Origin of the sequence: Roseateles sp. (genome assembly GCF_019237615.1) — a bacterium.
Classification (GTDB): domain Bacteria; phylum Pseudomonadota; class Gammaproteobacteria; order Burkholderiales; family Burkholderiaceae_C; genus Pelomonas.
This window is the reverse complement of record NZ_JAFAGT010000064.1, coordinates 1-20,515: the sequence shown is the minus strand read 5'-3', so window position 1 is coordinate 20,515 and position 20,515 is coordinate 1. Positions and strand designations below refer to the sequence as shown.

The window sequence follows — 20,515 nt, the reverse complement described above, 5'->3', positions numbered from 1 at the left end:
AGCCGCGCAGTCCGGCGTGCCGGTCCGCGTGGCCCAGCCCTTCGCTCAGGTGCTCAAGGTAACGATCAAAGCGCTCGGCTGTGTCCATCCATCCTCCAGCTCAGAACGGGAGGATTGCATATTAATCTTTATGACACAGTAAGACTAAGCTGACTTGCTTCATGGCCTGGATGCTCGCCTCTCGGGCCGGCTCACGCAACGCGTGTCAGCCCGGGGTGTTGCAGATCTTCCCTAAAGCTTGCCGGCATCGAACTCGTCAGCGAATTTCTTCCGTGCGCGCATGTAGTCGTTGGCGCAGTCCACCGACCATGAGCCTCCCTTGGCCTCGTCACACGCGGCTGGCTTTCTGTAGAACCTTGTCCACGCCAGTTCGCGGCGTTCGGCTTCAGCGGCCCTACGGGCTTGCGCTGCTTCTTCGTACCGGCGTCCCTCGTCGGTCTGTTGTCGCCTCTTAACTTCAGCTTGGGCAGCCGCGTACTTCGCGGCGGCTTGGGCTTGTTGGCTTTGCTCTGCCGATTGGCGCAGCTTCTCTGCCAGGCCCGCGGCTGCGGCTTCGGCCTGCCAGCTGGCAATGCGCCAGAAGAGGAACACAGCGGCAGTGATACCTATGAATACGCCGACCGCGATGTGCAGCCACAGCGCAATTTTTGGTTTCAGGTGATCTTCAAGCATCAGACGGGCTGGTTATGCAGCGATTTAGGTGGCTGCTGCGCGGCCAACTTTACGGTGGGAGGTCCGAATCTCCGGTGGTTCGGTTGACGACGAACCGTGCTGCAAAGGCGAAGGGGCCTTGCGGCCCCTCTGAGTTTGCGCATCCGTCGCTGTCAGGCGACTCGGATTCGACGGTTCGTCGATGACCGCTTCTTTCACCAGTTTGGCAGCGTGCTCAGCGGCCCATCTTCACCCAGGCCAGTTCCAGCCAGTTGTCCGGCCTGTGCACGGCCGTGACGTTTGACCGCGCGCCCCAGGGCACGACCTGGCGGTGCAGCGGAATGACGTTGACCTGCTCGCGCAGCTCGGCCAGCGCGCCGCGGATGAGCTGCTCGCGCTTCTTTGCGTCCGGCTCGACGCTGGACTGCGCCGCCAGCGCGTCCGCACGGTCGTTGCGGAAGCCGCCGAAGTTGTAGTCGCCCACACCCTTGTCGCCGCGCGTGCGGTACAGCGGGGTCAGGATGCTCTCGGCATCCGTCACCGAGCCGCCCCAGCCGTACAGGAAGAGGCTGGTGTCGTACTTCTCCAGCTTGGGGAAGTAGAGGACGCGCGGCATGGCGTTGACCTTGACCCTGAGCTTCAGCTGCGCCCACATCGAGGCCAGCGCCGTGCAGATCTGCTCGTCGTTGATGTAGCGGTTGTTGGGGCAGTCCAGCGTCACCTCGAAGCCGTCGGCATAGCCTGCCTCCTGCATCAGCTTCTTCGCCGCCGCGAGGTCATGCGGCAGGCGGGTCTGCAGGGCCGGATCGTCGAAAGAGGCGTTGCTGGACGGCGTCAGCGCGCCGGTGGGCACCGACAGGCCGCTCATCAGCTTGGTCCGGATCGCCTCGATGTCTATGGCCTGGTAGAGCGCGCGGCGCACGCGCAAGTCCTTGAAGGGATTTCTGTCCCCCGGCACCTTGCCGTAGAGCAGCTTGTCGCGCGACTGGTCCATGCCGATGAAGACCAGACGGTTCTCCGGCCCCTCGATCACCTTGACGCCGGCCGTATTGCGCAGCCGCGCGACGTCGCGTGGCGCGGGGTCGAGCACGAAATCGATCTCGCCCGAGACGAGGGCCGCCAACCGCGTCGCATCGGTGGCGATGGGCGTGTAGACAACCTCCTGCACATTGCCCTCGAACTTGCCCCACCAGTTCGGATTGCGCTTGAGCACCGTCTTGATGCCCGGCTGGCGGCTTGCCAGCATGAACGGCCCGGTGCCGTTGGCGTTGAGCGCCGCGAAGCTCTCTTCCTTGTTCTTGAAGTCCAGCGGCCTGGTGACGCGGTGCGCCTCGCACCACTTGCGGCTCATGATCCAGAGCTGGTCGATGTGCTGCAGGAAGATGGGGTTGAAGCTGGCAAGCTGGAAGTCCACCGTCAGGTCGTCGATGCGTTTGGGCACGCCCACGGCGTTGGCCCAGACGGCGATCTGCGAGGTCGGCTCCTTGGCGCGCTGCACCGAGAAGACAACGTCGTCGGCCGTCAGCGGCGTGCCATCGTGGAACTTCACGCCTTGGCGCAGCTTGAAGCGCCAGGTCAGCGGGCCGGTCTGCTTCCACTCGGTGGCGAGGCCTGGCACCAGGGCCAGCCTGGCGTCGCGGTTGGTCAGGCGCTCGTAGATCTGGCCGTTGACCATGTTGGTCAGGCTCTCGTTCTGCGAGTCCGGGTCCATGGTCTGGGGGTCGCCCTGGCTGGCCCAGCGCAGGGTCTGCGCCGAGGCGCCGCAGGCGAGCGCCAGCAAGGCCACGCCAATCCATCGTTTCATTGCTGTTCTCCCAACTGCATGGCGCGCAGTTTAGGAGGGCCGGCATACCCTGGGTCAGCGCTTGGCGTTGGGGTTCCAGAACTCGTCGAGACGACCGAAGTTCCAGTTCTCGGGGGGCTCGCGGCCGACGATGCGATCGCCGGCGCCAGGGCCCGACAAGTCGATCAGTTGCACCGGGATGGGCATGCCGGACTTGGTCGAGAAGAAGACCCTGACATGCGGCGCAACCAGGGCGGCCGGGTTCTGCTCGACGACGACGGCCAGGCGGCCGGACTGCAACCGCACCAGCGTGCCGGTCGGGTAGATGCCCACGCTCTTCACGAAGGCCTGGAAGACGATGGGGTCGAACTGCCCCTTCCACTGCGCCATGCGCTGCAGCGAGCCGGCGGGGTCCCAGGCGGTCTTGTAGGGACGCGTGGACGTGATGGCATCGTAGACGTCGCAGACGGCACCCATGCGTGCCATCAGGCTGATCTGCTCGCCGGCCAGCTTGCGCGGGTAACCGGTACCGTCGATCTTCTCGTGGTGGTGCAGGCAGACGTCCAGCGCCGCGGCCGGCACGTTGGCGCCCTCCTTCAGCAGCTCCCAGCCACGCTCGGGGTGGCTGCGCATCACCTTGAACTCCGCATCGGTCAGCGCGCCAGGCTTGTTCAGCACCTCGAGCGGCATCTGCATCTTGCCGACGTCGTGCAGCAGGCCCGCCAGACCGGCCTCTCGCACCTGTTCGTCGGGCAGGCCCATGTCGCGGGCCAGGGCCACCATCAGGCCGCAGACGGCGACCGAGTGCATATAGGTGTAGTCGTCCCGGGTCTTGAGCCGGGCCAGGCTCAGGAAGGCCGAGGGGTTGCGCGCGAGCGTGGACGTGATCTCGCCGACGATGGGCAGGCAGACCTCGGAGTCAATGGCCTTGCCCAGCCTCGCCTCGTTGAACAGCGCCGTCACGGCTTGCCGCGAACGGTGCAGCACCTCGGATGCCCGGCTCAGCTCGTCATCGAAGCGGGTGCGAGATTCGGCCGGCGCAGCCGCGGGCTCAGGCTCGGGCACCGGTGCCGCCACGACCTCGATCCTCGGCGGCACCTCGGTAGCCGGCACAGGCGGCGCGACGTCACAGCCCTTGCTGACGTCGATCCAGACCGCCGGCACACCGCTGGATTTCAGCGCGGCCAGGTCGGCCGGATCGGCCAGCACGAACTTGGTCTTCCAGAACGGATGAGACAGCCAGGAGCCCTCCAATGACTGGAGGAACATCCCTAGCGTCGCCTTGGAAGCTGGTATTTTCTTGAGCATGGCCCGCACCGCAGGCCGAGTATCACCGCCGGGCCGGCACGCCGTGCGTGCCGCAATGCACAGCGCCACCATCGAGTGCGAAAAAAAACCGCCCGGTGGGCGGTTCTGGCGGCTGTCAGCGCGGGCTCAGCGGAACTTGCCCTGCGGCACGGTGGCCAGCTCGGTCGGCAGCGAGCCGATGTAGGCCGCGATGGCCTTCAGCTCGGCATTGCTGAACTGCTTGACCTGGCCGGCCATGACGCCATTGCTGCGGCCGACGTTGTTGTTGTTCTCGGTCTTGTAGGACTTCAGCGCAACGCTCAGGTAGTCGGCATGCTGGCCGGCGAGCTTGGGGTAGCTGGGGTCGATTGGCTTGCTGAAGTTGGCGCCGTGGCAGGATACGCATGCGCCCTTGGTCAGCAGTTCGGCGACATTGGCCGGCGCGGCCGGGACGCTATCGGCCACGGCCGGCAGCTTGGCCTGCTGCTCGTAGAAGGCGGCGATGTCGTTCATGTCCTTCTCGCTCAGCGAGCCGGCGATGCCGCGCATCGTCGGGTGCTTGCGGTCACCCTTGGCATAGGCCTGCAGGGCCGAGACGATGTACTTGGCGTTCTGGCCCGCGATCATCGGCACCTTGTGGACCTCGGGGAAGCTGGCCTGGTAGCCGGCGATGCCGTGGCAGCCAATGCACATCGCGATCTTCTTCTCGCCCGCCTTCACGTCCTGGGCCTGGGCGGCAACTGCGCCGAAAACGGCGGCCAGGGCGAGCGAGATCTGCAGCAGTTTTTTCATGTCTCGTTAGGGTTCGGGTTCTTGAGCGGCGGCGATTATAGGAGGCCTCCTATACTGGCCCGGCCCCGTTCAAGCCCCGGTTTTCCCCATGAAATTCCAAGGTTCCGATCAGTACGTCGCCACCGCCGACCTGATGCTCGCGGTCAACGCCGCGGCCACGCTTCAGCGCCCCCTGCTGATCAAGGGCGAGCCCGGCACGGGCAAGACCATGCTGGCCGAGGAGGTGGCCGCCGCGCTGGGCATGCCGCTGCTGCAATGGCACATCAAGAGCACCACGAAAGCGCAGCAGGGTCTGTACGAGTACGACGCCGTCAGCCGGCTGCGCGACAGCCAGCTCGCCGGCATCGAGGGCAGCGAGCGCGTGCGCCACATCGAGAACTACATCGTCAAGGGCGTGCTGTGGCAGGCCTTCGAGGCCGAACAGCCGATGGTTCTGCTCATCGACGAGATCGACAAGGCCGACATCGAGTTCCCGAACGACCTGCTGCGCGAGATCGACCGCATGGAGTTCTACGTCTACGAGACGCGACAGCTCGTGAAGGCGAAACACCGGCCGCTGGTCTTCATCACGTCCAACAACGAGAAGGAACTGCCCGACGCCTTCCTGCGACGCTGCTTCTTCCACTACATCAAGTTCCCCGACGCCGAGACGATGCGCAAGATCGTCAACGTGCACTTCCCGACGCTCCACGCCGACCTGCTGGCCGCCGCGCTGAAGAACTTCTACGACGTGCGCAACCTGCCGGGCCTGAAGAAGAAGCCCAGCACCTCGGAGCTGATCGACTGGCTCAAGCTGCTGCTGGCCGAGGACGTGCCGGTGGGCGCGCTGCAGGCCAAGGATGACAAGGTCTCGATCCCGCCACTGGTGGGCGCCCTCTTGAAGAACGAACAAGACCTGACGCTGTTCGAGAAGCTGGTCTTCATGCAAAAGAGCAACAGATGATGAAGCCCCCACGCCTGCAAATGCGCCCCGCCCCCCGAGGGGATGCCCAGTGGCTCCGGACCGCCGAGCGCCGCTGATGGCCCAGGACTTCGACCGCGCGATGCGCGAAGGGCTGGCCGACGCCATTGGCTTCGTCGCCGGCGCGCTGGCCGGCTGGTGGCTGGGCCGGCAGTTCGGCGTCGACTTCATCGCCAGCACCGACTGGAATGCGCAGCAACTGGCGGGCCTCGCGCTCATCGTCGGCGGCTGCGGCGTGGGCCGCTGGGTCGCGCGCAGGCTGATGCTGAGGGACGGCCCATGAGGCCGGTGCTGCCCGTCACGCTGGCGGCCGGCCCCATACGCCTGGTGCCGCTGATGCTGGAGCATGTGCCCGGCCTGCGGGCCGCGGCGGCCGACGGCGAGCTGTGGAACCTGCGCTTCACCAGCGTGCCGGCACCCGACGAAACCGTCGCCTATGTCGAGGCTGCACTGGCCGGCCAGGGCGCCGGCCACCGCCTGCCCTTCGCCGTGCTGGACGCTGCGAGCGGCGAGGTGCTGGGATCGACCAGCTATCACGACATCGTGCCCGCCGTGGAGCGCGTCGAGATCGGCTACACCTGGTACGCCCAGCGCGTGCAGCGCAGCGCAGTCAACACGACGGCCAAGCTGCTGCTTCTGACCCATGCCTTCGAGACGCTGGGCGCCCAGCTCGTGGGCTGGCGCACCGACAACTTCAACCATGCCTCGCAGCGTGCCATCGAGCGGCTGGGCGCCAAGCGCGACGGCGTGCTGCGCCACCACGCGCTGCGCCGCGACGGCACGGTGCGCGACACCGTCATGTACAGCCTGACCGCGGGCGAATGGCCCGAGGTCAAGGCCCATCTCAACTGGCAACTCACCCGACCCAGAACATGAAGAACAACACCAGGGCCTTCAACGTCGACGCACTCTGGGCCCTGGATCGCATCGGCGAACCCAGCCTCAGCCCCGATGGCGCCCAGGCGGTGGCCGGCGTCACCCGCCACTCGATGGAGGCGAACAAGGCGCAGAGCAGCCTGTGGCTGTTCTCGACGCTGGGCGGCGAGCCGCGCCGCCTGACCGAGGCCGGCGAGAAGGACGGCGCGCCGCAGTGGAGCCCCCGCGGCGACCTGATCGCCTTCACGGCCAAGCGCTCGCAAGGCGGCACGGCCGACGAGGAGACCCAGCTCTACGTCATTCCGCCGGACGGCGGCGAGGCGCGCCGTGTCGGCCAGGTGCCCACGGGCGTCGAGTCCTTCAAGTGGTTCCCGGACGGCCGGCGCATCGCCTTCGTGTCCTGGGTCTGGCCGGACCGCAAGGCCGCCGCGCAGGGCGACGCCCTGAAGGACTTAAAGGCCCGCAAGGAGAGCGCCTACGTCACCGACGAGTCCCTCTACCGCTTCTGGGACCACCACATTCCCATGGGCCGCGTGCCGCACCTTCACGTGATGGACGTGGACAGCGGCAAGGTGCGCGACCTGTTCGAGGGCACGGCCTGGGAGTTGAGCCGCGCCGAGCCCGACGCCAACAGCTTCGACATCGCGCCCGACGGCCGCCGCATCGCCTTCGCCTTCGACCCGGGCGCCGAGAAGAAGCTGGACGCCCGCTACGCGCTGGCCGAGATCGACGTGCGCACCCGCCGCGTCCAGACCCTGCTGCAGGATGGCGACTGGGACTTCGCCGCGCCGCGCTACAGCCACGGCGGCGCCCACCTTGCCTTCCTGGCCAGCCACCAGGCCCTGGGCCACAACCAGCCCAACCGCCTCGCCGTGCTCGACCAGCAGGGCCGCTGGGCCGTCTTCAGCGAGGACTGGGACCACGAGGTCAGCGCGCCGCTGCGCTGGGCCGCCGACGACCAGAGCCTGCTGTTCGCCGCCGAGCAGCGCGGTCGCCGCCACCTGTGGCAGTTCTCGCTGGGTGAGCGGCTGGCCGAGCCCATCTTCGAGGGCGGCCACGTCGCCAGCTTCGCCTGTACCGCCGACCTCGTCGTCGTCAACCACGACAGCGTGCAGTTCCCGCCGCGGCTGTCGGTGCTGGGCGAGGACGGGCTGCACCGCATCGAGGCGCTGAACGACGAGCGCCTGGCAGCCCACGACTTCGGCCGCCACGAGGAGGTGACGATCAAGGGCGCGCGCGGCGACGACGTGCAGATGTGGCTGATCTATCCCCCCGGCTTCGATGCCAAGAGGAAGTGGCCCGTCATGCACGTCATCCACGGCGGCCCGCACACCGCCTTCGGCGACGGCTGGCACTGGCGCTGGAACCACCAGGCGTTCGCGGCGCAAGGCTATGTCGTCGCCTGCGTGAACTACCATGGCTCGTCCAGCTTCGGCCACGAGTACCTGGACTGCATCACCGGCCGCTGGGGCGATTACGAGTTGCAGGACGTCGAGGCCGGCACCGACTGGCTGCTGAAGAAGACCTGGGTGGACAGGAAGCGCATCGTCGCCACCGGCGGCAGCTACGGCGGCTACATGGTCGCGTGGATGAACGGCCATGTGAAGCCCGGCCGCTACCAGGCCTATGTCTGCCATGCCGGCTGCTACGACTGGCAGGCCATGTACGCCGACGACGCCTACGGCTGGCACCGCAAGGAGCTGGGTGCGGCGTACTGGGAGGACCCGGCCAAGGTAGCCGCGCAGAGCCCGCATGCCTTCGCGCAACACTTCAAGACGCCCACCCTGGTCATCCACGGCGCACTGGACTACCGCGTGCCCGACGCGCAGGGCCTGGCCTACTACAACACGCTGAAGTCGCTGGGCGTGCCGGCCCGCCTGGTGTGGTTCCCGGACGAGAACCACTGGGTGCTGAAGCCGCGCAACAGCAAGCTCTGGTACGGCGAGTTCTTCGACTGGCTGGCGCGGCATGCGCCGGCCAGGCGCTAACCCCTGCACACAGGCCGGCCGCTGCCGCCTTTCATAATCGGCATGCCATGCTGATCCAGTTCTTCTACACGCTGCGCGCCGCCAAGCTCAAGGTGACGGTGCCGGAGTACCTGACGCTGCTCGAGGCGCTGCAGGCCGGCGTCATCGGCGGCCCGGACAACGGCGGCGTGGCTTCCATCGACGATTTCTACCACCTGGCCCGCGCCAGCCTCGTCAAGGATGAGACCCAGTACGACAAGTTCGACCGCGCCTTCGCCGCCTACTTCAAGGGCGTGGAGCTGCTGACCGACTTCAGCGCCGAGGTACCTCTGGAGTGGCTGAGGAAGACACTGGAGCTGGAGCTGACGCCGGAGCAGAGGGCCGCCATCGAGAAGATGGGCTGGGACGAACTGATGCAGACGCTGAAGAAGCGCTTCGAGGAGCAGAAGGAGCGCCACGAAGGCGGCAACCGCTGGATAGGCACGGGCGGCACCAGCCCCTTCGGCAACGGCGGCTACAACCCGCAGGGCATACGAATAGGCGGCCAGGGCGGCGGCAAGAGCGCCGTCAAGGTCTGGGAGCAGCGCGCCTACCGCGACTATGACGACACGCTGGAGCTGGGCACGCGCAACATCAAGGTCGCGCTGCGCCGGCTGCGCCGCTTCGCGCGCGAGGGCTCCGAGCTGGAGCTGGACCTGGACGGCACCATCCACGGCACCGCCGCCAACGCCGGCCTGCTTGACATCCGAATGCAGCCCGAGCGCCACAACAAGGTCAAGGTGCTGCTGTTGATGGACGTCGGCGGCACGATGGACGAGCATGTGCACCGCGTCGAGGAGCTGTTCTCCGCCTGCAAGAGCGAGTTCAAGCACCTGGAGTTCTACTACTTCCACAACTGCGTCTACGACTTCGTCTGGAAGAACAACCGCCGCCGCTTCGCCGAGAAGCTCAGCACCTTCGACCTGATTCGCAAGTACAACCGCGACTACAAGCTCATCTTCGTCGGCGACGCGACCATGAGCCCCTACGAGATCCTGCAGGTCGGCGGCAGCGTCGAGTACAACAACGACGAGGCCGGCGCCGAGTGGCTGCAGCGCCTCACCCACGCCTTCCCCAAGTACGCGTGGATCAACCCCGAGCCGCAAGGCGTCTGGCAGTACCGGCAGAGCATCGCGCTGATTCAGCAGCTGATGCAGCAGCGCATGTTCCCGCTGACGCTCTCCGGCCTCGAAGGCGCCATGCGGCTGCTGAGCAAGTAAATGACGCGTCTCCTTGCGCTGCTGCTCGCGGCGCTGCTGAGCGCCTGCGCGACCCAGGCCCCGCCGCCCGCCGCCACCGCGCCGGCGCCCGACACCCCCGCCGACGCGCCCGCCGTCTACAGCCTGGACATCCGCGTCGACGGCGACCACGACGGCCCCCTGCACGCGCTGCTGCTGCAGCATCTGGACCTGGCCCGCTACCGTGCCAGCGAGGCCGCGCTGAGCCGCGTGGAGCTGGCGCGCCTGGCGGCCGCCGCGCCGGCTCAGGCCCAGGCGCTGCTGGAGACCGAGGGGTATTTCAACGCCACCGCCGAGGTGGAGCGCGACGCGGAGGACGGCACGCGGCTGCGCCTCGTGGTCCACCCCGGCCCGCTGACGCGCGTCGGCAAGCTGGAGCTGGAGTTCACGGAGGGCCTGGCCGACGACGACGCCACGGCCTTGCGCGAAACCCTGCGCGGCCTGTGGCCGCTGAAGAGCGGAAGCGCGTTCACGCAGTCGCAATGGGCCGCCGGCAAGAGCGAGCTGCTGCTGCGTGCGCGCAGCGGCGGCTTCCCTCTGGCGCGCTGGGCCGACACCGCGGCCCGCGTCGACCCCGATGCGCACAGCGTCGAACTCCACCTCGTGCTGGCCAGCGGCAACCGCGCCCGGCTGGGCGCGCTGCGCATCGAGGGGCTCAAGCGCCAGAGCCGTGAAACCGTCGAACGCCTGGCCGGCTTCGACCCCGGCGACGGCTACACGGAGCAGAAGCTGGCCGAGTTCCAGGAGCGCCTGGCCAAGACCCTGCTCTTCGACGCCGTGCGCGTGCAGCTGCAAGCCGAGACGCTGGACCCCGACGGCAGCAATCCGGTGCTGATCACCGTCACCGAGTCCGCGCTGCAGCAGGCCACCGTCGCCGTGGGCTACCACAGCAACACCGGCCAGAGCATCAGCATCGAGCATCTCAACCGCCGTCCCTTCGACCTGCCGGTGCGCGCGCGCTCCAAGCTCCAGCTCAGCCGCGACCTGCGCAGCGCCGAGCTGGAGCTCAGCTCCCACCCCCAGCCCGACCTGCACCGCAACATCGCCGCGCTGCAGTTCGAGCAGGACAACACCAGCGACACCCCAGTGCAGAACCTCGGCCTGCGCCTGGGGCGGCTCTACGAGGCCACCAACGACGAACGGCTGAGCTACGTCGAGCTGCTGCGCTCGCGCGAGACCCTCGGCAGCCAGGTCAACACCAACCTCGCCCTCTCCATCAACCAGCAGTGGATACGCCGCCGCCTGGACAGCACCGTGTTGCCCACCGACGGCCACCAGGCCCTGGCCCTCGTGGGCCTGGGCTATGCGAAGGGCGGCGGGACGGAGGACAGCGGCCCCTTCGGCCGCCTGCAATTCAAGCTGGGCTATTACAAGCCGCTGGGTGCCAACTGGTACGGCTCGGCGCGTGCCGAGGTGGCGCAGGTCGTCGCGCATGACAGTGTCGGCGTGCCCGAGAAGCTGCTCTTCCTGGCCGGCGGCGACGAATCCGTGCGCGGCTACGCCTACCGCAGCCTGGGCGTGCAGCGCAACGGCCTGACCGTGGGTGGCCGCGTGCTGGCCACCGGCAGCCTCGAGGTGGCGCGGCCCTTCACGCTGAGCATGCCCAGCCTGTGGGGCGCCCTCTTCATCGATGCCGGCAACGCCGCCTCGCGCTGGACCGACTACCGCCCCGTCGTCGGCTACGGCGCCGGCGTGCGCTGGCGCAGCCCCGTCGGCCCGCTGCGCGTGGACCTCGCCCGCGCGCAGGAGACCGGCAAGTGGCGACTGCACTTCTCGGTGGGGATCGCGCTGTGAGGCGCAGCCTGCGCATGCTGCGCGCCGGCCTGATCGCGCTGGCCGCCGTGCTGGCCCTGCTGGCCGGCTTCGTCGCCTGGCTGCTGCACCGCCCCGCCGGCGGCGCCTGGCTGCTGACCCACCTGCCCGGCGTGCAGATCGAAGCGCCCGAGGGCGCGCTGATGGGCGACTTCAGCGCCCGCCGCCTGCTGCTGACCTGGGCCGGCGGCCAGGCCGAGCTGCGCGGGCTGCGCTGGAAGGGCCTGGGCGTCAGCGCGAGCGACGGCCTGCTGCTGGCGAGCGAGCTGACCATCGACGAGATCAACATCCGCAGCCAGGCCAGCGACACGCCGCTGGCCGCCCCGCCCGACCTGAGCCTGCCGCTGGGCGTACACATCGGCAGCCTGCGCGTCGGCCGCCTGAGCTGGTCGCCCGAGCAGGCGCCGCTGCTGGGTCTGGACGCCCGGCTCGACCTGCCGCGCCGCGGCACCCACCATATCCAGCTCAAGGCTGCGCGCTGGCAACATCTGACGCTCGCCGGCGATGTCCGCGTTGAGAGCGCCGCGCCGTTGCAGACCGACGCGACGCTGCGCGTGGCGCAGGCCGAGGCGACCGAGCTGCCGTGGACGGCAATAGCCGCCGCCACCGGCCCGCTGGCCCGGCTCAAGGCCAAGGCCGAGCTGGAGGCCGCCCACCAGACGCTGAAGGCTGACGGCGAGATCCAGCCCTTCGCGCCCTGGCCCGTACACGCGCTGCAGTTGCAGGCCGCCCGGCTGGACCTGGCCGCGCTCGCGCCCGGCCTGCCGCGCACGGCGCTGAGCGGCGGCGCGCGCCTCCAGGCGCCGGCGCGCGACGCCGAAGCCACGCTGCAGGCCGACCTGCGCAACGGTGCGGCCGGCCGCTGGGACCAGGGCTCCCTGCCCGTCAACCGCCTCGTGCTCGCGCTGGCCGGCCGGCCCGAGCAGCCCACCAGCCTGCGCCTCACGGCACTGGACGCCGAACTGCCCGGCGGCGCGCGCGTGCAGGGCCAGGGCCAGCACGAAGCCAACGGCCACTGGCGGCTGGACGCGCGCGTGCAGGGCCTGCGTCCCGAGGCGCTGGACGCCCGCGCCGCGCCGGCCCGGCTGGACGGCCCGTTCAGTCTCGCCGGCACCAAGGGGGGGCCGCTCAACGCCCGGCTGGACCTGGGCGGCACGCTGGAAGGCCGGCCGCTGCGCCTGCAGGCGCAGGTGCAGGGCGAGGGCAGCCAATGGCGTATCGAGGAGGCACGCCTGGCCAGCGGCGACGCAACGCTGCAGGCCAGCGGCCGCATCGACACGGCTGGCGCTGCGCAGATCAAGGCCCAGCTGCGCCAGTTCGACCCGCATCTGCTGTGGCGCGGTGCGCCGGGCTCGGCCTGGGCCCGCCTGCCCGGCCCCACTCGCCTGAATGCCGATGCCGACGCCGACCTGCGCGGCAGGACGCTGGCCACGCTCAGCGGCAGTGTCGACGCCCGGCTGCTGCCCGGCCAGCTTGCCGGCCTCGCCCTCGACGGCCATGCCACGCTAAAACGCGAACGCGCGAGCGAGCCCGCCGCCTTCGACGTGGATCTGGGCCTGGGCGGCAGCCGCGCGCAGGCCGGCGGCAAGGCCCGGCCCGACGCCATCTCCGGCACCGCCACGCTGAAGGCCGGCGCATTGGCAGAGCTGAACCCGCTGCTGGCCCTCTTCGGCCAGCCGCCCATCGCTGGCCAGGGCGATGCCGAAGGCAGCTTCCAGCTCGTGCGCGGCGCCAAGGGCTGGCAGGCCGGCGGCAGCGGCCGGCTGGCGCTTGCCGCGGCACGCGCCAAGGGCATCACTCTCGCAAGCGCCAAGGCGCGCTGGGACCTGCCCCTGCCCGGTGCGGAGGGCGACGGCCCGGTCGCGCTGGCGCTGGACGTCGACCAGCTGCGCCATCCGCAGGTCCAGCTCACCAGCCTCAAGGTCGACGTGCAAGGCCGGCGCAGCGCGCACGAGGCGCGCGCCCAGCTCAGCGGCAAGATCCCGCGCGACGCGCAAGACCTTGCCCTCAACGCCCAGCTCCAGGCCCGCGGCCGCTGGGAGGGCCAGGCCTGGACGGGCCGCATCGCCCGCATCGACATCGGCCCGCCGCGCCCCAACACACCGGCGCTGCTGGCCGCCAGCGACATCGGCCTGCGCTGGAACGGCGACGGCCCGCGCCTACAGGCCGAGCCGGGACGCGCCGAAGTGGGGGGTGCCTTCGTGCGCTGGCAGGCGCTGAGCTGGACCGGCGGCGAGCACCCCGAGGCCCGCGCCGAGCTGCAGCTCGAAGATCTGGCCGTGGCGCCGCTGCTGGCGCGCTGGCAGCCCGACTTCGGCTGGAGCGGCGACTTGCGCATGACTGGCCATGCGACGCTGCTGCTCAACGAGCGCCTGACGGCCGAGCTGCTCATCGAGCGCCAGGGCGGCGACCTGCGCGTGACCGACGAGTTCGGGCAGCGCGCGCTTGGCCTGACCGACCTGCGCCTGGCGGTCAACGTGCAGGACGGCGTCTGGCGCTTCGCCCAGGGCATCGCCGGCCGCGAGCTGGGCAGCTTCGGCGGCGCGCTGGCACTGCGGCCGGCCGGGTTGTGGCCGGATGCCGCGACGCCGCTGGAAGGCGTGCTGCAGGCCAACGTCGCCGACCTCGGCACCTGGGGCAGCTGGGTGCCGGCCGGTTGGCGCCTGGGCGGGCGCTCGGCCGCCACGCTGCTGCTGGCCGGCCGCGTCGGCGCGCCCGACCTGACCGGCCGCGCCGAGGGCGAGAACCTGGCGCTGCGCCATCTGCTGTACGGCGTGGACGTGACCGAGGGCCGCTTCACGCTGGACCTCAAGGGCCAGCACGCCGAGCTCACCCGCCTGGAAGCCCGCGGCGGGGACGGCTGGCTGCGCGCCAGTGGCAGCGCCGAGCTGGGCGCCCAGCCCAGCGCCCGCATCCGGCTGACGGCCGACAGGCTGCGCGTGCTGTCGCGCGTGGACCGTCGCGTCGTCGCCAGCGGCGAGGCCACGCTGGACCTGGACGCCAAGGGGCTCAAGGTGGACGGCAAGCTGCGCGCCGACGAGGGCTTGTTCGACTTCAGCCGCAGCGACGCGCCGGCGCTGTCCGACGACGTGACCGTGCTGCGTGGCGCGCGCAGCACGAGCGACGGGGCGCCCTCGGCGCCGCCGCCGCCCAAGGCCGTGCGCAACAGCAGCGTCAACGTCGCGCTGGACTTCGGCAACGACTTCAAGGTGCGCGGCCATGGCCTGGCGACGACGCTGCGCGGGCAGCTCCAGCTCAGCCAGAACAACGGCCCGCTGCGCATGACCGGCAAGCTGGACGCCGACGGCGGCCAGTACGCCGCCTATGGCCAGAAGCTGGACATCGAGCGCGGCGACATCCGCTTCAGCGGCGCCTACGACAACCCGGCGCTGGACCTGCTCGCCGTGCGCCCCAACCTCGACGTGCGCGTGGGCGTTTCGGTCGGCGGCACGGCGCTGGCGCCGCGCGTTAGCCTGTACTCCCAGCCAGAGATGAGCGACACCGACAAGCTCTCCTGGCTGCTGCTGGGCCGAGGCCCCGACGGCCTGGGCCGCACCGACACCGCGCTGCTGCAGCGCGCCGCGCTGGCCCTGCTCAGCGGCGAGGGCGAGGGCCCGACGGGCAAGGTGCTGCGCAACCTCGGCCTGGACGAACTCTCGCTGGCACAGAGCGACGACGACACCCGCGCCACCATCGTGCGCCTGGGCAAGCAACTCTCGCGGCGCTGGTATGTGGGCTACGAGCGCAGCCTGAACGCGACGACGGGCAGCTGGCAGCTGATCTACCGCATCGCGCAGCGCTTCACGCTGCGCGCGCAGGGCGGCGACGACAACGCACTGGATCTCATCTGGCAGTGGAAATGGGACTGAGAGGGTACTGAACCGAGTCCACCGCGCCCCCGGCGACGGCCATCCAAGGCCTGCCACCATGCCGGGCGACAGGCATGAATTGGCGCCAAAAGTTTCCGGCATCGTCCTACAACTCTGCCGCGGCATGCCCCACATGTCCTGTCACAGCAATGCTGCAGGATGCAGGTCATGTCGAAGAACGCGCCTTCTCCCCTCTCCGCGCGCCCCCTGCCGGTGGCCGAGGACCAGCATGTCGACGCCGATCTGGACGTGGCACTGAGCACGCCGCTGACGCTGGTCGTCAACGCGCAACTCGAACTGGCCGACCTTGAGCAGCGCAGCGTGCAGTTGGCCCTCGTGATCCCGCGCTCGCAATGCCGCGGCGAGCGCCCGCGGCTGGCCGCGCTGCTGGACGCCGCCCAGGCCGCCGTGGCCCGGGCCACGCGCGGCGGCACCCTGCACCAGCCCCGCCGCGTGCTGACGCAGGTGGACGGCGAGCCCTACCTGATCCCGCTGTTCGAAGCCGCCTGAGCGGCCAGCCCCTCACTTCGAGCGGCCGTCGAAATGCGTGAGCGGGATGGTCGCCAGGTCTATCCCTTCCAGGCAGCGGATGTTGATCGCCGCCATGGCCTCGCCCGTCGGCCCCTGGCCCTCGCCATAGGGGTGCATGCCGCAGGACGGGCAGAAGCGATGCCGGATGACGTGATGGTTGAACGTGTACGTGCTTGCGTTCTCGTCCGGCGTCTGCAGGCGCAGCGCCGCGCGCGGCACGAACCACATCAGCGCGCCCTTGCGCTGGCAGATCGAGCAGTTGCACGACATCGCCGAGGTGAACTCGCCATCGACCTCGAACCTGATGCGGCCGCAATGGCAGCTTCCCTGATGCGTCATGTCAGACCTCCTGCATGTCGAGTTGCAGAAGAAAGTCGCCGAGGCGATCGAAGGCCGGCTGCCAGCCCCGCTCGTGGTTGGCCCGGGCCTGGTCGTCGAAGAAGCGGTCGTGCACAAAGCGCAGCAGCGTGCCGCCGTCGGCCTCGCTGAGGTCGATGGCGACGCGCGACACGCGCTCGGGCGTGCTGTGCCAGGCCCAGGTGAAGGCCAGGCGTCGATGCGGCACCACCTCCAGGTATTCGCCCGACACGTCGTGCGTCTCGCCGCCCGGCACGCGGGAGACCATGCGGTAGCGTCCGCCGACACGCAGGTCGACCTGCGCCTCGCCGACCGAGCCCGGCCGCATGCCGCCGAACCAGCGGCTCAGCGCCCGCGGCTCGGTCCACGCGCGCCAGACCTTCTCCGCGCTGTAGGGGTAGTGCCGCTCGATGCGGACTTGGGGAGAGGCGTGCTGTTCGTTGTCTTGCATGGCGTGACTTCCTCTTGGTGGTACAGGTAGCGGCCGAGCGCGTCCAGCTGCTCGCCCCAGAAACGTTCGTAGCGCGACACCCAGGCCGCGGCGGCCTCCAGCGGCGCGGCGTCGAGTTCGCAACGCACGATGCGCCCCTCCTTGGCCCGCGCAATCAGGCCGGCGGCCTCCAGCACGGCCAGGTGCTTCATGAAGCCCGGCAGCGACATACCGTGCGGCCGGGCCAGCTCGCTGACGCTGGCCGCGCCGGCGTCCAGCTGCTCCAGCACGCGGCGTCGCGTCGCGTCCGCCAGCGCGGCGAACACGAGGTCGAGTTGGGCGCCTTTTTTGTTAACCATTTGGTTTAGTATTGATGCACAACCTCTGCGTTGTCAAGTGCGGCCCCGAGCCGTCGCCGCCCGGGCCTTGAGTGATGCAGTTCACCCAGCAACGCTCGAGTGCGCAGATCGGCGGCGTTATCGACCCATACGGCCGGGCGGCCGGGCTCAAGAATTTCCTCACCCCTTCCAGGAGATTCCCGCCATGCACATCAAGCCGCCCACGTCGCCCAACAGCCCCGCCACCCTGACGCCCCCACCGTCCAAGCCGGCACCTGCCAGCGGCCAGGGCAGCGATTTCGCGCAGCTGCTGAAGACGGCCCAGGCCGAGGGCCCGGCGCCCGCTGCCGCACGCAACCAGGGCTGAGGCCATGGCGACGACGCTCACCACGCTGGCCGATGCGAGCCAAGGTCGCGCCGCCAAGGCGGCCCCCACCGCCGCGCCGCGCGGCATGGCTTCCGGGCCGTTGCAGGCCTCGATCTCGCTGCCCGCTGTCGGCGTCACCGTCAGCTTCAGCCCGCAGGCCGTCGACGCGGCCGCCAGCCTGGCCCAGGCCGCCGTCAAGCTCGGCAGCGGCGGGGCCCAGCTCATCGGCGACGCCGCCCATGCCGTTGCTGACGCCGCCGGCACGGTGGTGGAAGGCGGCATCGTGGCCGTGCTGGCGGGGGGCGCCCTGCTGGGCGCGCTGCGCTGAGGCGGGCCCGGCCATGCGCTGCCTCCTGCCAGCCGCCCTGCTCTGCGCCACGCTGGGCATGGCAGGCTGCTCCGTCCTGACGCCCATGGTCGGCTGGGAGCTGGTCAAGACCGGCGGCGCCGTCGCGCTGGCCTACCAGCCGCCCGGACCCAGCAACACCGTCCACCACGGCGACGCGCCGGTCAAGGACGTCTGCGTCGAATACAACCGCGACATGCCGCTGGACGAGCTGGTGCCAGCCCTGCAGGCCGAGCTCAGGAGCCAGGGCGTGCAGAGCCGCGTCTACGACGTCGGCGCGGGCCAGCGCGACTGCGCCCATTGGCTGCGCTATGTCGGCAGCATCGAATGGGGCATTCCCCCGCTGGGCCAAGAGCACCGCGCCTACCTCAGCGCTGCCGCCCTGAGTCTGCACCGCGCCGATGGCCGGCTGCTGTCCAGCAGCGCCTACGTCGGCGACTCGGGCATGGGCCGCTGGGCCAGCACCCGCAAAAAGATCGCGCCGGTCGTCAAGGCCCTCATCACCGGCTTCGAGACCTGACCCATGAACGCATCCACTCGCCACCTTCTCGCGGCCGCCGCCTGCGCACTGCTCGGCGCCTGCGCTTCCAGTCCGCCCAGCCTCGTCAACGGTCCGCTGATCGCCGCGCCGCAGCCTGCACCGATGTTCCTGGAACAGCCTAGCAACGGCGCGATCTTCCAGGCCCACATGGCCAACACGACGCTGTTCTCCGGCGAGCGCCGCCCGCGCGCCATCGGCGACACGATGAAGGTCGACATCGCCGAGAACATCCACGCCATCCAGAAGCAGACCGGCGAGACCAGCCGCGAGAGCAAGCTCGCCACCAAGGGCCCCGGCGGCGCCCGACCCGGCGGCCCGCTGGCCTCGCTGATCAACATCGACGCCACCGCCTCGGGCAGCGACTCGTTCAAGGGCGCCGGCAACGCCGAAACGGCCAACAGCTTCAACGCCCAGCTCTCCGTCACCGTCATCAACGTGCTGCCCAACGGCAACCTGCTGGTGGCCGGCGAACGCAGCATGGGCCTCAACGGCGGCGTCAGTACCTTGCGCTTCTCCGGCATCGTCAACCCGCGCGACATCGGGCCGGGCAACGTCGTCGCGTCGCGCGACGTCGTCAACGCCAACCTGGAGAACGTCGCCCGCGGCGATATCTCCGAGGCCGCTTCGCGCAGCTGGCTGCAGCGCGTGCTGTCGCGCAGCCTGTCCATCTGGTGAGCCGCCGGCCCGTCAAGCCGGATAGCCGGGGTCCCAGCGGTCCAACTCCAAGGATCAAGCCGCCATGCCTGCCCCTACAAAGCGGGGCCCAAGAGAACCCTCGATGAAGAACAGACGCACTCAAGCGCCGTCAGCCCCAACCGACCACTGGCTGGCCAACGGTCAGGTGAAGACCTACCGCCGCGGCCAGCGCATCATCGAAGCCGGAAGCCCGCTGGGCGACTGGGTGGCCATCAGCCGCGGCGCGGCCTACCTCGTCTCGCAGGTGGCGCCAGGCACGCGCGTGGCCGTCGCGGCGCTGTGGCTGGGCGATGTCATCGGCGGCGAATCGCCGCTGGGCAAGCTGGCCGCGCGCTACGACGTGACGGCCCTCGTCGACGTGACGACCATCAACATCCCGCTGACCCAGCTCCAGGCGGACACCGCCCAGCCCGAAACCGGCCAGCTCTACACGGCCACCGCCAGCCGGCTGCAGGACCAGATCTCCATGCGCTTGGCCGGAAACGGCCTGCAGCGCCTTGTCAGCGTGATGGCCACGCTCGCCACGGCGCTCGCGCCGGACGCTCGAGCCCGGCACGCCGACCGTCTTGCGCTGCCCATCGCCCAGGCCTGCATCGGCCAGCTCTCGGGCCTGTCCAGGCGCCAGACCTGGATCTACCTCGGCCAACTGGGGCGCCACGGCTGGGTCGTCACCGCACGCAGCAAGGTCACGCTGGAAGGCCTGACGGCCTGGCTCGCGCTGATGCAGGAGGTCGAGAGCGCCGGCATCGAATGCATCGCCTCGCTGGAGCAATGCGACGCGACGCTGCTGCGCCTGAGCGCCCGGGCCCTCGGGAGGCCGTGAGAGAATGCTCGCCGCCCTGGACGCCCCCGTGCGCCAGGGCAGGATCTCTCCGTAGTTCAATGGATAGAACGGCCGCCTCCTAAGCGGCAGATACAGGTTCGATTCCTGTCGGAGGGACCAGCTCTAGATTTCAGAGCGTTCCACAAGACATCAAGCCCCCAAGTTAATCAACAACTTAGGGGTTTTTTTGTACCCAACGATCCCATAGAAGCTCTTTACAGCCCGGCCTAAGCGGGGAACATCTGGGGGAACAAAGCAGGGCTGCACCACATCCTAAGACTTTGTTCCCCCATGCTGACCGACGCCGCCTGCAAGAACGCCACATGCCCGGCTGGGAAGTCCCGGCTGCGGCTCACTGACTCTGGCGGGCTCTATCTCGAAGTCGCGCCTAACGGATCCAAGCGATGGTTTGCCAAGTACCGGTTTGCCGGCAAGGAGAAGCGCATTGCGCTCGGCAGCTATCCCGAGGTGCCTCTGAAGGCCGCTCGCGCGGCCCGCGACGCCGCTCGCAAGACCCGCGAGAAAGGCGTCGACCCCGTTCAAATCCGCAAGGCTGAAGTCATCGCCCAGCGCGCATCGTCTGCCATCACGTTCAAGACGGTTACAGAGGAATACCACGCGAGGAAGGCGAGCGACTGGAGCAAGGTCCACGCCGCGCAATTCCTGGGCTCTTTGATCGTTAGTTAGTGACAGGCTCACGCCCTGAGCCAGCCGGCCACCAGACTGGTCGCACGAGCCCCATGTGGAGGGCCGCTGGAGCTGGCGATGGACGCGAAGGAATTGAAGCAGTGGCTGAGTTCGGTGTCGCGGC

At 69.4% G+C, this 20,515-nt stretch carries 21 protein-coding genes and 1 tRNA gene; 15 read left to right on the top strand and 7 right to left on the bottom strand.

Features of this window, described 5'->3' with window-relative positions; translation table 11 throughout:
* Window positions 1-231: 231 nt before the first annotated feature.
* The 4 genes from JOY88_RS12905 to JOY88_RS12890 form a co-directional block, all read right to left on the bottom strand.
* Window positions 232-672 carry a hypothetical protein gene (locus JOY88_RS12905; protein ID WP_293503025.1) on the bottom strand — a complete coding sequence of 147 codons (441 nt, stop codon included), beginning with the start codon at window positions 670-672 and terminating at the stop codon, window positions 232-234.
* A 214-nt stretch (window positions 673-886) separates the two neighbouring features.
* A complete protein-coding gene (locus JOY88_RS12900) occupies window positions 887-2,455 on the bottom strand; it encodes an ABC transporter substrate-binding protein (RefSeq protein ID WP_293503023.1) in 1,569 nt (522 codons plus the stop codon).
* 54 nt (window positions 2,456-2,509) lie between these two features.
* Complete coding sequence (locus JOY88_RS12895; RefSeq protein WP_293503021.1) at window positions 2,510-3,742, bottom strand: cyclic di-GMP phosphodiesterase; 1,233 nt, start codon at window positions 3,740-3,742, stop codon at window positions 2,510-2,512.
* Window positions 3,743-3,868: 126 nt separating this feature from the next.
* Window positions 3,869-4,513, bottom strand: a complete 645-nt coding sequence (locus JOY88_RS12890) for a c-type cytochrome (RefSeq protein WP_293503019.1) — start codon at window positions 4,511-4,513, stop codon at window positions 3,869-3,871.
* An 88-nt stretch (window positions 4,514-4,601) separates the two neighbouring features.
* On the opposite strand from JOY88_RS12890, the gene JOY88_RS12885 reads away from it, so the two are divergent.
* The 8 genes from JOY88_RS12885 (at window position 4,602) to JOY88_RS12850 (ending at window position 15,785) form a co-directional block, all read left to right on the top strand.
* Complete coding sequence (locus JOY88_RS12885) at window positions 4,602-5,456, top strand: AAA family ATPase (protein WP_293503017.1); 855 nt, start codon at window positions 4,602-4,604, stop codon at window positions 5,454-5,456.
* Between the two features lie 49 nt (window positions 5,457-5,505).
* Window positions 5,506-5,757, top strand: a complete 252-nt coding sequence (locus JOY88_RS12880) for a hypothetical protein (RefSeq protein ID WP_293503015.1) — start codon at window positions 5,506-5,508, stop codon at window positions 5,755-5,757.
* Window positions 5,754-6,350: a GNAT family N-acetyltransferase gene (locus tag JOY88_RS12875; RefSeq protein WP_293503013.1), complete on the top strand. Its 597-nt coding sequence runs from the start codon at window positions 5,754-5,756 to the stop codon at window positions 6,348-6,350. The genes JOY88_RS12880 and JOY88_RS12875 overlap by 4 nt, the downstream gene beginning before the upstream one ends.
* Window positions 6,347-8,338, top strand: coding sequence for a S9 family peptidase (locus tag JOY88_RS12870; protein ID WP_293503011.1), 1,992 nt, complete (start codon window positions 6,347-6,349; stop codon window positions 8,336-8,338). The genes JOY88_RS12875 and JOY88_RS12870 overlap by 4 nt, the downstream gene beginning before the upstream one ends.
* 47 nt (window positions 8,339-8,385) lie before the next feature.
* Window positions 8,386-9,576: a vWA domain-containing protein gene (locus tag JOY88_RS12865; RefSeq protein WP_293503010.1), complete on the top strand. Its 1,191-nt coding sequence runs from the start codon at window positions 8,386-8,388 to the stop codon at window positions 9,574-9,576.
* A complete protein-coding gene (locus JOY88_RS12860; protein WP_293503008.1) occupies window positions 9,577-11,388 on the top strand; it encodes an autotransporter assembly complex protein TamA in 1,812 nt (603 codons plus the stop codon).
* On the top strand, window positions 11,385-15,275 hold the full coding sequence (locus tag JOY88_RS12855) for a translocation/assembly module TamB domain-containing protein (RefSeq protein WP_293503006.1): 3,891 nt from the start codon (window positions 11,385-11,387) through the stop codon (window positions 15,273-15,275). Before JOY88_RS12860 ends, JOY88_RS12855 begins: the two co-directional genes overlap by 4 nt.
* A gap of 168 nt (window positions 15,276-15,443) precedes the next feature.
* Window positions 15,444-15,785 (top strand): hypothetical protein, encoded by a 342-nt coding sequence (locus tag JOY88_RS12850; RefSeq protein ID WP_293503004.1) that lies wholly within the window; start codon window positions 15,444-15,446, stop codon window positions 15,783-15,785.
* 12 nt (window positions 15,786-15,797) lie between these two features.
* Here JOY88_RS12850 and JOY88_RS12845 read toward each other — a convergent pair whose 3' ends face one another.
* Genes JOY88_RS12845 through JOY88_RS12835 form a run of 3 tightly spaced genes read right to left on the bottom strand, consistent with a single transcriptional unit; the run spans window position 15,798 to window position 16,952 of the window.
* The gene (locus tag JOY88_RS12845; protein WP_293503002.1) at window positions 15,798-16,145 is read right to left on the bottom strand and encodes a GFA family protein; all 348 of its coding nucleotides are present in this window, start codon (window positions 16,143-16,145) and stop codon (window positions 15,798-15,800) included.
* Window position 16,146: 1 nt separating this feature from the next.
* Complete coding sequence (locus JOY88_RS12840; RefSeq protein WP_293503000.1) at window positions 16,147-16,614, bottom strand: SRPBCC family protein; 468 nt, start codon at window positions 16,612-16,614, stop codon at window positions 16,147-16,149.
* Window positions 16,509-16,952, bottom strand: coding sequence for an ArsR/SmtB family transcription factor (locus JOY88_RS12835; RefSeq protein WP_293502998.1), 444 nt, complete (start codon window positions 16,950-16,952; stop codon window positions 16,509-16,511). Before JOY88_RS12835 ends, JOY88_RS12840 begins: the two co-directional genes overlap by 106 nt.
* A gap of 184 nt (window positions 16,953-17,136) precedes the next feature.
* Between JOY88_RS12835 and JOY88_RS12830 the strand changes: the two genes are divergently transcribed.
* From JOY88_RS12830 to JOY88_RS12800, 7 genes are all read left to right on the top strand, one after another.
* Complete coding sequence (locus JOY88_RS12830; RefSeq protein ID WP_293502996.1) at window positions 17,137-17,298, top strand: hypothetical protein; 162 nt, start codon at window positions 17,137-17,139, stop codon at window positions 17,296-17,298.
* A gap of 4 nt (window positions 17,299-17,302) precedes the next feature.
* Window positions 17,303-17,626, top strand: coding sequence for a hypothetical protein (locus tag JOY88_RS12825; RefSeq protein WP_293502994.1), 324 nt, complete (start codon window positions 17,303-17,305; stop codon window positions 17,624-17,626).
* A 13-nt stretch (window positions 17,627-17,639) separates the two neighbouring features.
* Window positions 17,640-18,164 (top strand): cell division protein FtsI, encoded by a 525-nt coding sequence (locus JOY88_RS12820; protein WP_293502992.1) that lies wholly within the window; start codon window positions 17,640-17,642, stop codon window positions 18,162-18,164.
* A gap of 3 nt (window positions 18,165-18,167) precedes the next feature.
* A complete protein-coding gene (locus tag JOY88_RS12815; RefSeq protein ID WP_293502990.1) occupies window positions 18,168-18,860 on the top strand; it encodes a flagellar basal body L-ring protein FlgH in 693 nt (230 codons plus the stop codon).
* Window positions 18,861-18,963: 103 nt separating this feature from the next.
* Window positions 18,964-19,704, top strand: coding sequence for a Crp/Fnr family transcriptional regulator (locus JOY88_RS12810; RefSeq protein WP_293502989.1), 741 nt, complete (start codon window positions 18,964-18,966; stop codon window positions 19,702-19,704).
* A 45-nt stretch (window positions 19,705-19,749) separates the two neighbouring features.
* Window positions 19,750-19,824, top strand: a tRNA-Arg gene (locus JOY88_RS12805).
* 171 nt (window positions 19,825-19,995) lie between these two features.
* On the top strand, window positions 19,996-20,391 hold the full coding sequence (locus tag JOY88_RS12800; RefSeq protein ID WP_293502988.1) for a tyrosine-type recombinase/integrase: 396 nt from the start codon (window positions 19,996-19,998) through the stop codon (window positions 20,389-20,391).
* Window positions 20,392-20,515: the final 124 nt, after the last annotated feature.